The organism is Bradyrhizobium sp. BRP56 (genome assembly GCF_020194035.1).
In the GTDB taxonomy this organism is placed as follows: Bacteria; Pseudomonadota; Alphaproteobacteria; order Rhizobiales; family Xanthobacteraceae; genus Bradyrhizobium; species Bradyrhizobium australafricanum.
The window spans coordinates 86,597-100,007 of the sequence record NZ_JADYVV010000023.1; the positions used below are offsets into that span (position 1 = coordinate 86,597).

Sequence of the window (13,411 nt, forward strand, 5' to 3'; positions counted from 1 at the left end):
CCTGGATGGCTGGCCTGTCACCCACCGATGCGCACGCGCTCGTCCAGAGCGGCATCGAAGTTGTCGCGGCAACCGGTCTAAGCGCGGCCCGCGCCTTAGGCATCATGCTTGTGCTCCCCGTCTTTACGCGGCCGCGTATCAGCGGCCTGATTCGCGGCAGCCTGACGATTGCGATCGGACTACCGTGTCTGGCGCAGATCAAGCTAGGCCTCCAAGCGCTGGACCCGAACACGCGTCTGATCAGCGTCACCATGCTCGGCCTGAAGGAGGTGTTCGTCGGCTTTATGCTCGGCGTTCTGCTCAGCATTCCCCTATGGAGTATCCAGGCAGTCGGCGACATCATCGATACCCAGCGAGGAATCTCGAGCCAGGTTGCGGCGGAAGATCCTGCAACGCACAGCCAGGCGTCGGGAACCGGGCTTTTTCTCGGTGTCACCGCGGTCACAATCTTCGTTCTGGTCGGCGGCCTCCGGACCACGGTGAGCAGCCTTTATGGCAGCTATCTGATCTGGCCCGTGTATCAGTTCCTGCCTGCGGTCACGGCACAAGGGGCAATGGAATGCCTCAGCCTTCTCGATCATATCATGCTGACGACGCTATTGGTCGCCGGGCCGGTGCTGGCCCTGCTGCTGTTGATCGACGTGTCGGTCATGATGCTCGGCCGCTTTGCATCGCAGCTCAAGCTGAACGATCTTTCGCCTACGATCAAGAATGTCGCCTTCGGCGTCATCATGGTCAGCTACACCGTCTATCTCCTCGAATATGCGGGAGCTGAAATCCTGACGTCGAACAACGTGCTCGAGCATTTCAAGAAGCTCTTGAAATGAGCGGCACGAGCGAGGAGAAAAAGCTTCCTCCGACGCCCAAGAAGCTGCGCGATGCACGCAAGAAAGGGCAGAGCGCGCGCAGTTCGGATTTGGTGAGCGGGGTCAGCGCCTGCGCCGGTCTTTCCTGTCTATGGTGGAGAGCGGGAGCGATCGAAGACAAGTGGCATGAAACGGTCCGGCTGATCGACAAACTGCAGGAGCAGCCTTTCACGAGCGCCGTTCCGCAGGCGCTCCGCGGCCTATTGGAACTCTCGATTGCAGCGGTCGGGCCTTTACTCGCGGCTGCCGTGGCAGCTGCCCTTCTGGCAAATGTTCTGGCCAATGGCGGCTTCATGATTGCTTTGGAGCCACTCAAACCGAAGCTTGAGAAACTGGATCCCATCAAGGGCTTGACGCGGATCGCATCGAAACGATCGGCCATCGAGCTTGGCAAGACCTTGGTTAAGGCGGTGCTCCTCGGGACGTGCTTTTTCTTCACCGTGACCGCTAGCTGGAAAGCGCTGGTGTACTTGCCGGTCTGTGGCATGGGCTGTCTCGGACTAGTCTTCACCGAGGTCAAGCTGCTGGCCGGGATTGCTGGCGGGGCGTTTCTCGTCGGCGGATTGACTGATCTTCTGATCCAGCGCTGGTTGTTCCTGCAGGAGATGCGCATGACCGAAACCGAGGCCAAGCGCGAGAACAAGGAACAGCAAGGCAACCCGCAGGTGAAGCGTGAACACCGGCGTCTGCGCCAGGAGTCCGCGAACGAGGCTCCGCTTGGCGTCCATCGCGCCAACCTGATCCTAAGGGGATCCACAACCCTGGTTGGGTTGAGGTATGTTCGCGGCGAAACCGGTGTGCCTGTCCTGGTCTGCCGTGGCGAGGGCGAAACTGCTTCCAAACTGCTTGGCGAGGCGCGCGCGCTGGTCCTCAAGATTGTGGATGACGACGTCCTGGCGCGACAGCTGCTCGGCACAGCAAAGCTCGGCAACCCGGTTCCTTCGCAATATTTCGAGGCGGTCGCAAAAGCGCTTCACGCTGGCGGGCTGGTCTAGAGTGCTTGCGGGCGAAGCGGGTCCCGATTCGCGTGAAGAAACGCGCCAGACCGAAAATTTAGAGCCCCGTTCCGCAATCAATCGGGACGGAAAAAACGCTGGATCATCTTGACGGTGGCGCTAGGTGGCAGCCCCTCATCGAGGGGGCTGTACGTCACTCGTCGCCGCCGCGGGGGCTTCCGTTGCCCTGTTGCTCGCTCCATCTTCCCCTTTGCTCTTGTTGGGCGGGGCAAAGCTGCCGTGGCTGGCAACAGGAATGGCGGCGCGATCGCCACTACTTATTATGACAGATCGATTGTCCAGCAAGTCGAGCGGATCGTTGACCATGACTGCCAGATTGTTTCTGGTCGAGCAGCCAAGGGTCGGATCGAATGAATTATCGTTTACTGCAGGCCCGACGATGGAAAGCGATGGACAGATAGGAGGATGGGCTTCAAAGGTGATGGCCTCGATCCGCACCCCGAACCGGGCGGGCAGATCGAGCGGGGAGGCAGCAAGGCGGATGTTATAGGGGGCAATGCCCATGGCACGGGCCTCGTGGGCCACTTGTGCAATGAGCCGGGGAGAGCCGGTGACATCGACATGGAGTGCATCCCGCCGGCCGCCACTGGCACTCGCAATGAAGCTCCGCAGCCGATGCCTTTCGGAGCCACGAAGGCTCTGCAGGAACAAGACGCTGCTCTTCTGCTCCACCTGGATCGCTTGCTCAGCCGGCTCGGAACGGACCGAAGCGCTATTTGCGCATCCACCTAATGTTGCCGCCATAACGATCAAATGGCACAGACGTCGCAAGGTCATTTGACGATCCTCATTCGATGATAAAGCCGGCGCTGCCGGTCAATCCTGGTGCGCTGGTGCGGGGCGCATCGCGGTCTTTTGGCGGTCGCGCCAGCGTATTCGTCAAAATGCGGCCCGCGTCCGACGGCGGTGCGATGCGATCGTTCGGCGCACTCATCCGGCTCGGGTTCGATCCGGGCCGCACGATGTAAGGCGTGACAATAATGACAAGCTCGGTTTCGCGCTTTTGAAACGATGAGGAGCGAAACAGCGCGCCGAGGATCGGCACGTCGCCGAGCCAGGGAAATTCGCCGATGTCGTTGTTGAAGTTGCGCCTGATCAGGCCGCCGATTGCAAAGCTCTGACCGCTGGCGAGCTCGACCACGGTGCTGGCCCGCCGCGTCGAGAGGGCAGGGACTTCCATGCCATTGATCTTGACTTGGCCCTCGCTCGACAGCTCGCTGACTTCGGGCTTCACACGGACATTGATCTGATTATTGTTGAGAACCGTCGGAACGAATTCGAGGCTCACGCCGAACTGGCGGAATTGGACCGAAACCTGCCGATTATCCTGCATCACAGGAATGGGGAATTCGCCGCCGGCCAGGAAGCTTGCGGACTCGCCGGACATCGCCGTCAGATTCGGCTCAGCCAGGATCGAGGCGAGGTGTTCGCTGGCGAGCGCGTCGAGAACAGCGCTGAGATTGGTATTGCCGGCGCTGAACCCGATACCGATCGTGCCGCCGCCGCCGGCGGCGCCAGACCCGCCATCTTTGCCGCTGATCAGAAAAGCGCCGTTCGGGCTGGATGCGGTGAAATGGATATTGAGATCCTTGACGGCGCTGCGGGAGACTTCTGCGACCCGTACGCTGAGATTCACCTGCAACGACCCGGCGACCTGGATCTTGTTGACGACCAGTGACCCGGCCCCAAGAAACTGCTCGGTAACTTTCTTGGCGGTCTCGACGACTTCGGCATTGGGCGCCGTACCGCTTAGGATAGCGCCGCGTGGGGTATAGCTCACGTGGATCGGATAGTCGCCAACCTCGGCTCGAAGCGTTGCTCGCAGGTCCTCGATCGGCTGTGTAACGACCACGCGCAGCTCGGCGAGAGCCTCGCCGTTTTCGTTCAGGGCAAAGAGGCTGGTCCGTCCGGATTTCTTGCCAAACACGAAGATCGTCGTGTTCGACGGTGCCTGATAATCCGCAATCGTCGGGTCAGCAACAAAGATGCTGGTCGCCGCAGCGGTCAGATGAACTGTCTTGCCCTGTGAAGAAGTCAGGTTCAGCGTGCCGGAGGTGCCGCCCGGCGCCGCGCGTGGCGGTTCTCCTTTGCCATCCCGCTTGATCTCGGCTGCCGCAGCAGATGAAAACAGCATAGCAAATCCGCACAGGACGTAGCAGAGGCGAGATAAACCGGCAGAGCGCGACGCGCTGGCGACCATCGACGGCTCATCGGTGCCGGCAGCATTGTAAATGACCTTCAAGGGATTGTTGCTTTCGAGTTCGATTTAATCAGGCAGCCGAGGCTGCCTCAATGAGTTCAAGGGTGTAACCGACGCCGCGCGCGGTCTTGATCCTGAGCGTCGCACCCGACTGGCTCAAATGCGTGCGCAGGCGATAGATCCCGACTTCCAGCGCATTGGTCGAGACCTCATCGTCGAACGCGTACAGGCTGTCCTCCAGTGATGCGCGCGGCACGGTGCGGCCGGCACGGTTGAGCAAATGTTCAAGAATGCACACTTCGCGGCGGGCAATCTTCAGTATCCGACCACCGACCGCGACTTGCCTCGCAATGGGGTCGAAGTGCAGATTGCCGAATGTCACGAGCGGCGCCGTCATTTGCGTCGACCGCCGCAGAATGGCCCGCATGCGTGCGATGAGTTCCTCGGTCGATACGGGTTTGGGGAGGAAATCGTCCGCGCCCGCATTGAAGATCGCAATCCGCCGGCCGAGATCGTTGAGACTGCTCATCATAATGGCCGGCATCGAGCGTCCCTCGCGCCGCAGCTGCTTCAGCCAATCCAAGCCGTCTCCATCGGGCAGAACCAATTCGAGCAAAAGAATGTGATAGTTGGCGCAATCCAGCGCGGCCGCCGCCTCATCCAGCGTGCGTGTCACGTCAACTGCGAACCCGCAATAGGGGAGCGCTTCCTTCACAGCACGGGCAAAGTCCGCATGATGATCAACCAGGAGAATTCGCATTTCATCGCCTCTCGTCCATACACGCCAAGACCTTAAGCGCGTCACGGTTGACCAAGAGGTTCGACGAAACTGACAGACGTCCGCCTTGGCGTGAGCGCCAAAGTGCGGCAGCGACGAAGCGGAGCGTGGTGGCGGGCGATCAATCCCGGTGACATACTTATCATGAGATTGAAAAATGCGATGACCCGACGGTGACTGCATACGTCGCCGGCGATGCCGAGCGGGCCCTTTATGCCGGGAAGAGATGCAAAATCATTCACGAGGCCGCAAGCGGTTGCAGCAGATTGGCGGATCTGAGCATTGATCGCAGAGATGTCTGCACGCACTGAGTAGCCGTCTTCGATCGTGATGGCGTTAGAGCGCGCAATCGAAGCCAATACCCAGGAGCGAGCCGATGGATTTGTGGCTGAACAGCCTGGCGAAACCGACATTGTTGGAACTCCCCACCACTTCCACCTTGCCCCGGCCCCGCGGTCAATCTTGCTATGCTGTCGAGCCTGTGGCGTCGCCAAGTCCCGATGAGGCAAGGTGTTCCGCGTGAATGACAATTTCAGGCCACGCATCTGGACGATGCCTCCGGCGCAGCGATGTACGACGAACAGATCGATGTGCCTTCCGACTACTGAGAAAACCGCTCCCTAGCCGGTGATAGACATGCAGGGCGCCAACGATCCCGATGTTTTGCCGCGTCCAATGCTGCGCCCCATCGACAAGTCGTGAATGAGGGGCAGATAGGGGCGCTGCTTGTCGGGGTTAGGACGCCTCTGATCGAGGTCATTGCGCCAGCTGCATCTCATCTTGGATGAGCGGCGGCGGAATGATCGAAGCTCGAGTTTTTGGTTGCGTGGTGCACGGACAGTGCGAGGTAAACAGAGCCTGCTTTCGGCCCGAATGCTAGATCCTGATCCGGCTGCAACAGGGGTCGCACTGATTCCTTCGCGCTGCACGTAAGCGGTGTTGAGAACACGCCGTCGACAGGAGTGATCGATCCGTGTGACCGAGCGAAGTGGTGTGGCGTTGAGTTTGAGAGACGTTCGCAATTCTTGCTACCTGTCGGGAAGTGTTCGCGCGAGCGCGGTTGTGTGTCGCGAGGTTGTCGGAAATCCTACAATCTGACGTTGGGTGAGATTCAAGTGTCTTTAACAATTGGTTACAACGTACCCTCAAACTTGTGCGCGTCTTGAGGCGACAGCGAGGCAGTCTGGACACGGTCACAGCTTTGAGGATCTCTGTCGGTCTTACTTTCTCCAACGTCGTGAGCATCTCGTCTCTCCAAATTCTATGACGCGCAGTCTGACCTGCAACGATGGCATGAGGCAGCCATACTTGCTGCGCGTTAAGGGCGAAGCCGTTGCGCGCGTAAGCGTGCGATTGCCGGATCGCCTCACACGTGGCGATTGGCAGGCTGACTTTGGCTGGCCGCAAGAAGCGTTGATCTGGCGCGTGATCTTCTGGATGCAGACGCGCGATTGCCGAAGTGGAATTGACCGGCAAGGGATTGGACAGAGAATCGATTGTCACACCACATTCCTGAATGCTGCCTCCAAAGATCGCAACCGACTATGGGGGCTTCATGCAGGATCGGCAAAATCAATTGTTTTGATGGAACGCATTCAAAAGGCGGATAGGCGTAGAGCGGCTGCGCGGCTTGCCGTGTTTGATGCGGCGTTTACTGCGCTTGACGGTCTTCAAAACGCGCGTCCCGTATTTCGCCGAAGGCGTTCTCCGGCTCACGACACGGGTTCGGTCTCGGGCACGAACGCGGCGACCGGATCGATGTCAGGCAATAGCCGAAGCCCGCCCGAATGAGTGACGTCAAAGATCAATTTGGAAGGGCAGGTCGAAATGGGCACCACGCGTCGGACCTCAAGTCATCTAGCTGCTGCTCAAAGCTTGCTTGATGCTAGGACCTGTGTGCCGGCGCGTCGGTGTGTGCGCTCAGCTCGTCTGGCTGCCGGTCCACGCGGTGCGGCTGCTTCAGGACGCCGTGAGCCTCAAAGGGAGTATCTGCGGGATTCCGTGGATCAACATTCATTCTTCTTCCATCTCCCCTCGAGTGCCGGCCGTTGGCATGGAGTTTTGCAGGTGCAGCTTTCGAGAAGCTGACGGACCAGGAAGGAAGCCAGTATCCGTTTGAGGGGTGCCGGATGAATTCAGTTCAGTGAGGTGAGCGGTCAGCCAGACAGAAGCCACGCAAAGCGATATATTTGAAGTCGACACTGCTTTGTGCCATCTGGCGTTCCTGTTTTCGACGAGGGCGAGATCGGGTGTCTTGACTGAGCTTGTTCGCCCAGCCACCCATTGTCGGCCATCCCCGCGGGCAGAGAGTCCTACCAGGTCTCAACGTGGACAAGCTGGCAGATGCGGTTGGTCGAAGTCTTCTTTCGGAAATCGCCCGCTTAGGCGCATTTGGGGCCGCTCGGTCATATCGGCCTCCGTTGGATTGGCGCGACCGGTTGCCGTTTGTAGTTCTAGGCGGCCGGCGGTCGATCGAATCGTTCCAGCGATGTCGTACGAGCTCAGGCCACTTTAGTAAACCTGACCTACGAGGTTGTGACGTCGGAATGGCCGTCACAACCACTTGTGCTTGGTCGCGACAGGTTGTTTTTGTCGCAGGGCGCGGCGTGCTTGATGTCTGGAATCCGCCAAACGGCTTGCGAGGACGACGTCTTGCAGCGTGCGATCTTTGGTACTTATCGAGGGAGATGAGCATATGAAGTGTACTGGCAAAGGGCTGACGATCCTGTTGTCCCTGCTTTCGGCCGCAAGCATGAGCACGATGGCGAGAGCCGACGAGCCTTCGCCAAAATACACGGAGGTGCTCAATGCCCTGCAGACCGGAAAGAACGTGAAGCTCATCCTGGACATGAGCCGCTGTGCCAACGCGGAGGGTAGCAAGCCTGCGTCGGCGACGCAGGCCGGTCTGGTCATCAATGCCTTCAGGGTGACGCCCCAGAACGGCATCAGCTTCGCCAATGCGCACCAAACGGTGGACAGCGCGGGACATGCCGTCACCGAGTACATCCGCCATAGCCTCAGCCGCGAAGGCAAGCTCACGGTGCGGGCCTCGAAGCTTGTCGTCGGGACCACCGAACTTGTGCACCAGGGCGAATTCATCTGCGACCTGCCTGATGGCGCGAAGTTCATCTGGTAAGAAGAGCACGGCGCAGGACCCCACTTCGAAGCTGTTTCCTTAACCGCGTGGATGCTTCACCGAGCATGGCACGATAATATAGATCGTGAAGACGGCCGGATTGTCTCTGACCGTCTTTCGTCTGGGCGTCCGAGTTGCACGAAGGTGCGCCAGTTCGCTCAAAGGCGCCATATGAGGGCTGACGATCCTCATCGGATCTTTGTGATCGGAGGATCGCCAGTGCCGGCTATGCTGGTATGATCAGGAGCCAAGGGCCCTCATCAAACCAAAAACCGGGTCGCCAAAGTACGTTCGCATCCTTGTCCGCGACCCTAGTGAGACATTCTTTCCAATCCGAATGGTCCACCGGCCGGTGATGATTCACGTTTGATCGTCGGCCAAGCCATGGTCTTGTAGCGCGTTCGCATCTTGTATCCCGATGGTTCTCGGGTCTGCTCGGCTGAAAGTGCCGTCGCTGCCGAATGCGACGACAACGTGATAGATACATCGCCGACGAGCCCCTTGTTTAGCCAAATAGCGGCCGATGGAAGAGAAGAACGCGGCCTCCAGGTAGGCTTTCGGCTGTGTACGGTTTGGCGCCAGCGCCGAAGGGGCGTCCTCGCGCCATTCGAAAGGTGCGGGTGCATCAAACCCTGGCGCAGGACCGACGTCGATACCCGGGGAAGCCCTCCCCACCGCACGCGTCGCTTCGCCCAGCAAAGCGGGCCGAGGGTGGTGAATGAGTTGAACGTCGTTGGGTCCTCCCGGTCCCAACATGGCCGTGTAGCGTTCGCCGCCGATCTCGTAGTTCATGACCGGATATTCCGCAACAGGCAAGAAGTCCCACTTGCCCAACGTGGATAGCATCATGTCAGGAGCCAGCTGGGTGCGATGCGAGAAGTCCTTGGGAACGGCAAACGACACATCGAACGTATCGCCGACAGCGGGAGACCGCAGATGGATGAGCTGAACATCATTGGGCCCTCGCGGTCCCAACACGCCCGTATAGCCTTCACCGCGAATATCGTAGGTCTTTACCCACTGTGCTGCATCGGGCAACAGACCCCATCGACCCAGCTTGGAGCGCATCATATCCGGCGCAGGCTGGGTGCCGTGGGAGAAGTCCTCGGGAACGGCCAAAGAAGCATCAAAGCTGTCGCTGGCTGGAAAGGACGTCCGCTCAAGTGGTCTGGGCCGCAGCGCCTTGGTCCATCATCCGTCCAAAATAGTTTTCAGGGACGAAATTCGGCCGCGGGCTGGGTCGCCAGGTCACGGCATCGAAAAGCTCTTCCTGGAGGAAACTTTGCACGGGCGATGAAGTCGCCGAGTGCATTCGTTGCCAACCGGTCACGGCATCGAAAAGTTCTTCCTGAGTGAAACTTGGCGCGGGCGATGAAGTCGCTGAACGCATTTGCTGCGAAAGCAATGGTGCATCGAAGCCAGGAGCTGAAAGCTCGCTGCTCTGCTCCGCGGTATCGAAAAGCTCATCCTGGGCCACACTATGTATCGGAGAATGAGGGGCTAAACTTGGCTCGTGCCAAACCTGCAGAGTATTGAAACCATCAGCCGGTAGTGAGGCGTCGCGATCCGCAGCGCTCCCCAAGCGCTGTTCATCGACCGGCCGCATGGGCAAAGGAGAGGGCGGTTGAATGACCTGCCGCGAACTGCCTCCTTCTGCGCCCAAATTACCCCGCCCGACGATCGCGCGATAGTCGCGGAGAGCGTTCAAGGCGGCGATGAGCGTCTTGTCATTTCGAAACAAACGGACTGCGTGGCCGAGCAGTTTGTCATCGCTGAGCTTGGCAATGGACGACGGGCGGAGCGCTACCGCCAACTTCCGCAGCCCGCTCGCATAGCCCCCGGCCTTTTTCTCGCCGATCTGTCGACCAAAACGTGCCTCGGCAGCCTCCCTGATGAGACGCTCATCTTCCCTGGAAGGACGATAATGTGTTCTGAGGGGGAGAGCGTCTGCGTCAGGCTCGCGGTACCGACTGACCATTGACAATGCGGGGCGATCACCTTGTCGTTCGGCAGCAGCTTTCTAGCGTGTCCGAGCAACGCATTGTCATCGAGGCCAGAAATTGATTTGCCATCCTGCTTCAGCGCTTCAGCCAATTTGCGAAGCCGACGATCATAAATACTGACGGTGGTAGGCCTCGGCGGTAAATCTCGCTTGAGAGCAGCGCCGGATGCCGCCTGGATGAGGCGATCGTCCTCCTCGGTGACATCATAAAGCTCTCTATGGGAATATATGGGGTCGGCCCCTGGCGCGTCCAGCAGGTGCTGCTCGAACTCCGCTTGCGGCTGTTGCGGTTGTTCCGCGGCCGCATTGGATGCAGCCGAATCATGATCAGCTTGGTTGATAGTGCTCAATCGGTCCATGATCTCGTCCGCCAGCATAGCTCTGTGGTTCCTCGCTACTGATGTTAACTTTCCAAAACCTGACGTGACTTCCCGTCAGGTAGAGTGAACGAGGTCCGGAAAGTGTCTGCTCCGAGGCGCTGCAGCGCGGATCGCAGACACAAAGAGGGGATTGTGATAAAAGTGGGCGCGGGTTGAGGAGTTGAGCTGCAACAAGGGTATGCCGCTCCATTGATGATCGCCTCCTTATCTCGATTCAGGCGATCGGCGCTATGATGGCGAAGGCCGGTATGGCGTCGGCGAGTTTTCGATCGTCGGAGGCAAGCGCAGGGTGAAATATCGCTTTTTCTTAAATCAGCTAGATAGCCATTGGGGCGGCATCAAATCGTGAATTGTGCGAAATCTTGTCTATTCCTGACGAGCTCTCGTCGAAGTTTCCAGGTCGCAACTTCTGATTTCCGGTCAACCTGCCGTGAGAATAGCTGCGAGAATAGCCGCAACACGAAGCCATTCGTACGCCAACTTGGTCATACGTGTTCGGAGTCCGACACCGCCGGAGACAATCGTCGGGGCGGCAGAACATCAGAGCTGCCGGCAGTCGTTCTCCAAGGAAAATCAGAAGCCGAGCGCTTTGAATTCCGATGGCACGGCCGTTGCTTATTGAGAGGCAATGACAGTCGGCGAAGGCGCAAAGCGCATTCAGACACGTTGGGACAAACCTGCCCGAAACTCTTTAAACCGGTAGGCCCTGTACAGTGCAACAGCAGGCGCACTTGCTCAATAGGGCGTTCCATCGATTGGATGGCAGGACGATGAGGCAAAGCGCGCGCCAGGGAACTGGAGATTTGAATGACTGCCCCCAAAGCCATATCGGCGCGGCGCCAAACGACCGATGTAGACGCTATGATCGCGGATCTGCGGTCATGCGAACACCCGCACGACGTGGAAGTGTGCGGTATGCTCTTGCACATTCTCCCCGGCGTTCTGTCGCCACGCCTAAGTCACGCTCCCGACGCCTTGATATCGAAGTGGCACATCCAATCTGGAGCAACAGTATTGGATTTGGGATGCGGATCAGGCGTCCTGGGGCTGGCGGCACTTCGCGCTGGGGCAGAACACCTGGTGGCTCTCGATATCAATCCGCAAGCCGTTCTCACCACAAAGTTAAACATCGAGCGGTTAGGTCATTCCAAGCAGGCAGAAGCGCGCCTCAGTGACATCTATTCTGCGCTGCAGCCTGAAGAAAAGTTCGACCGTATTTTGTTTGCCGCCCCGTACTGGAACCGAAAAGCAAGGGACGATTTGGAGCGCTCCTGCTTTGACGAAGATCACAGCGCCATGGCCTCAGCTCTCGGCGGAGCGCATAATTGGCTCAACGCCAACGGCCTGATGTATGTCGTCTTTTCTGATCAGGGAGATATTGGGCGCGTCTTGAACTTGATCGATAATAGTAACCTGCGTGTTAGAAATATGCATATTTTCCGACCATCGATTCATGGCGGGCATATCCGGATCATCTGGGAGCTCACGATTCGATGAAGCCTCTTCGGCTCCTGGATCCCGCCAAGCGCTGCTGCTGGTCAAACTGCTAAAGTACCGGTTCACGACTCGTTCGGATCGGTAGTTCGATAGCGAAGACCGCCGGCCGAGTTTGATGCGTTGCAGAACGAGTTCGTCGGATGCAAGGCAATCGCAAGTCGCACGGCTTATGGGAGCTCACGGCGCCGGCGCCGCCGTATACCGGTCCTCTCGTGGGTGATTTGCAAGCCGATGTCGTTGTGATTGGCGGTGGATATACTGGACTCTCTGCGGCTATCCGCCTCGCGGAGGGCGGCGTGCGCGTCATTCTGCTGGAGGCATCCGAAATTGGATTCGGTGGTTCCGGGCGCAACGTCGGGCTCGTCAATGCGGGTATGTGGGTCATGCCCGACACGCTCTCAGACACGCTCGGCTCCCCGTTTGGAGAGCGGCTCATCGAATTACTGGGTGGAGGACCGCAGGAGGTTTTTGCACTGATCGAGAGATATGGGATCGACTGTGAAGTTGAGCGCGCGGGGACCCTGCATTGCGCGGTCGGCCGCAGGGGCTTGGAGGAAATCCAGATTCGTGCCGAACAGTGGCAGAAACGCGGCGCTCCGGTCGCGGTGCTTGATGCGAAGGAGACGCGCAGAAAGATTGGCGGTGGCAACTATACCGGCGCGCTGCTCGATACGCGCGCCGGTACAATACAGCCACTGGCCTATGCGCGCGGCCTGGCGCGCGTTGCGCTTGCGGCGGGCGCGAGGATATTCGCGCAGACTGAAGTCCTCACAGTCCACGAAATGGGGTTGCGCTGGAGGGTCGGCACGGCAATGGGATCTGTGTGTGCTGAGTGGGTAATCGTCGCTACCGACGCCTACGGCAAAAGACCTTGGTTGCGGATTCAGCGAGAGCAGATCCGTCTACCTTACTTCAATTTGGCAACGCGGCCCTTACCAGATCGTCTCAGGACCTCAATCTTGCCCGAACGACAAGGGGCATGGGACACCCACGAGGTCCTTTCCTCGTTTCGCTTCGATCAGTCCGGCCGTCTGGTGTTCGGCAGCGTTGGCGCTCTAGAGGGTATCGGCACCTTGGTTCACCGAGCCTGGGCGGTCAGGTCGCTACGTAGGCTGTTTCCGCAGCTCGGCGACGTCGAGTTCGAAGCCGGCTGGTTCGGGATGATCGGGATGACTTCCGACCACCTGCCGCGCTTTCACAAGCTCGACCGTAACCTCGTGTCCTTCGGCGGTTACAACGGGCGCGGGATTGCACCTGGGACCGTCCTCGGCCGGGTGTTGGCGTCCTACGTTCTCGGCCGCCTTGCGGAAGAGGACCTACCACTTCCAGCTGCGCCGGTTGAATATCGGCGGTTTCGTGCCGCCCGTGAGGCCCTCTACAGCGCAGGCTCTCAACTGGTTCACCTCACTGAGGCGCGGCTCTGATCCGCCTCGTGTCAATCGCATATCCGATCCGGCGGTTTCCATCGGTTTGGCCGTTCCCGGCACGTGGCGAGCGAATTGGCATCGGTCGCGTTCTTCAGAGAGAATCTTGACA

13 protein-coding genes are annotated in these 13,411 nt (G+C 59.0%); 6 read left to right on the forward strand and 7 right to left on the reverse strand.

All coding sequences use genetic code 11. The annotated features are described in order from the left end of the window. The first annotated feature begins 5 nt into the window (after positions 1–5). Together sctT and I6F38_RS18065 are read left to right on the forward strand one after the other, a co-directional pair. Entirely contained in the window at positions 6–827 is an 822-nt protein-coding gene (gene sctT, locus I6F38_RS18060; protein ID WP_225161275.1) for a type III secretion system export apparatus subunit SctT, read from the forward strand. After that, a complete protein-coding gene (locus I6F38_RS18065) occupies positions 824–1,861 on the forward strand; it encodes an EscU/YscU/HrcU family type III secretion system export apparatus switch protein (protein ID WP_225161276.1) in 1,038 nt (345 codons plus the stop codon). The genes sctT and I6F38_RS18065 overlap by 4 nt, the downstream gene beginning before the upstream one ends. A gap of 135 nt (positions 1,862–1,996) precedes the next feature. Here I6F38_RS18065 and I6F38_RS18070 read toward each other — a convergent pair whose 3' ends face one another. The 4 genes from I6F38_RS18070 to I6F38_RS18085 are packed head-to-tail and all read right to left on the reverse strand — an operon-like array spanning position 1,997 to position 5,273. Continuing rightward, positions 1,997–2,659, reverse strand: a complete 663-nt coding sequence (locus tag I6F38_RS18070) for a CpaD family pilus assembly lipoprotein (protein ID WP_080583568.1) — start codon at positions 2,657–2,659, stop codon at positions 1,997–1,999. Positions 2,660–2,669: 10 nt separating this feature from the next. After that, positions 2,670–4,124 (reverse strand): type II and III secretion system protein family protein, encoded by a 1,455-nt coding sequence (locus I6F38_RS18075; protein ID WP_028343877.1) that lies wholly within the window; start codon positions 4,122–4,124, stop codon positions 2,670–2,672. Positions 4,125–4,152: 28 nt separating this feature from the next. Then, positions 4,153–4,842 carry a response regulator transcription factor gene (locus I6F38_RS18080; protein WP_026192327.1) on the reverse strand — a complete coding sequence of 230 codons (690 nt, stop codon included), beginning with the start codon at positions 4,840–4,842 and terminating at the stop codon, positions 4,153–4,155. 41 nt (positions 4,843–4,883) lie between these two features. Continuing rightward, complete coding sequence (locus I6F38_RS18085; protein WP_125459152.1) at positions 4,884–5,273, reverse strand: hypothetical protein; 390 nt, start codon at positions 5,271–5,273, stop codon at positions 4,884–4,886. An 895-nt stretch (positions 5,274–6,168) separates the two neighbouring features. On the opposite strand from I6F38_RS18085, the gene I6F38_RS18090 reads away from it, so the two are divergent. Together I6F38_RS18090 and I6F38_RS18095 are read left to right on the forward strand one after the other, a co-directional pair. Continuing rightward, positions 6,169–6,651, forward strand: coding sequence for a hypothetical protein (locus I6F38_RS18090; protein ID WP_155258733.1), 483 nt, complete (start codon positions 6,169–6,171; stop codon positions 6,649–6,651). Positions 6,652–7,612: 961 nt separating this feature from the next. Next, positions 7,613–7,996 (forward strand): VirK family protein, encoded by a 384-nt coding sequence (locus tag I6F38_RS18095; RefSeq protein WP_225161277.1) that lies wholly within the window; start codon positions 7,613–7,615, stop codon positions 7,994–7,996. Between the two features lie 360 nt (positions 7,997–8,356). Here I6F38_RS18095 and I6F38_RS18100 read toward each other — a convergent pair whose 3' ends face one another. From I6F38_RS18100 to I6F38_RS18110, 3 genes are read right to left on the reverse strand one after another with little or no spacing between them, the layout of a single operon-like run. Next, positions 8,357–9,115, reverse strand: a complete 759-nt coding sequence (locus tag I6F38_RS18100) for a hypothetical protein (RefSeq protein WP_016844741.1) — start codon at positions 9,113–9,115, stop codon at positions 8,357–8,359. 40 nt (positions 9,116–9,155) lie between these two features. Beyond that, the gene (locus I6F38_RS18105; RefSeq protein ID WP_016844740.1) at positions 9,156–9,809 is read right to left on the reverse strand and encodes a hypothetical protein; all 654 of its coding nucleotides are present in this window, start codon (positions 9,807–9,809) and stop codon (positions 9,156–9,158) included. Beyond that, positions 9,800–10,375, reverse strand: coding sequence for a hypothetical protein (locus I6F38_RS18110; RefSeq protein ID WP_016844739.1), 576 nt, complete (start codon positions 10,373–10,375; stop codon positions 9,800–9,802). The genes I6F38_RS18105 and I6F38_RS18110 overlap by 10 nt, the downstream gene beginning before the upstream one ends. Positions 10,376–11,185: 810 nt before the next feature. On the opposite strand from I6F38_RS18110, the gene I6F38_RS18115 reads away from it, so the two are divergent. After that, positions 11,186–11,875 carry a methyltransferase gene (locus I6F38_RS18115; RefSeq protein ID WP_225161278.1) on the forward strand — a complete coding sequence of 230 codons (690 nt, stop codon included), beginning with the start codon at positions 11,186–11,188 and terminating at the stop codon, positions 11,873–11,875. A gap of 140 nt (positions 11,876–12,015) precedes the next feature. Then, positions 12,016–13,299, forward strand: coding sequence for an FAD-binding oxidoreductase (locus tag I6F38_RS18120; RefSeq protein WP_016844737.1), 1,284 nt, complete (start codon positions 12,016–12,018; stop codon positions 13,297–13,299). Positions 13,300–13,411 lie beyond the last annotated feature (112 nt).

What these genes read in the sequence shown, in the direction of transcription:
- sctT (WP_225161275.1), top strand. Translation starts at nt 6, where the DNA reads ATGGCTGGCCTGTCACCCACCGATGCGCACGCGCTCGTCCAGAGCGGC.
- I6F38_RS18065 (WP_225161276.1), top strand. Translation starts at nt 824, where the DNA reads ATGAGCGGCACGAGCGAGGAGAAAAAGCTTCCTCCGACGCCCAAGAAG.
- I6F38_RS18070 (WP_080583568.1), bottom strand. Translation starts at nt 2,659, where the DNA reads ATGACCTTGCGACGTCTGTGCCATTTGATCGTTATGGCGGCAACATTA.
- I6F38_RS18080 (WP_026192327.1), bottom strand. Translation starts at nt 4,842, where the DNA reads ATGCGAATTCTCCTGGTTGATCATCATGCGGACTTTGCCCGTGCTGTG.
- I6F38_RS18085 (WP_125459152.1), bottom strand. Translation starts at nt 5,273, where the DNA reads ATGTCGGTTTCGCCAGGCTGTTCAGCCACAAATCCATCGGCTCGCTCC.
- I6F38_RS18095 (WP_225161277.1), top strand. Translation starts at nt 7,613, where the DNA reads ATGAGCACGATGGCGAGAGCCGACGAGCCTTCGCCAAAATACACGGAG.
- I6F38_RS18110 (WP_016844739.1), bottom strand. Translation starts at nt 10,375, where the DNA reads ATGCTGGCGGACGAGATCATGGACCGATTGAGCACTATCAACCAAGCT.
- I6F38_RS18115 (WP_225161278.1), top strand. Translation starts at nt 11,186, where the DNA reads ATGACTGCCCCCAAAGCCATATCGGCGCGGCGCCAAACGACCGATGTA.
- I6F38_RS18120 (WP_016844737.1), top strand. Translation starts at nt 12,016, where the DNA reads ATGCAAGGCAATCGCAAGTCGCACGGCTTATGGGAGCTCACGGCGCCG.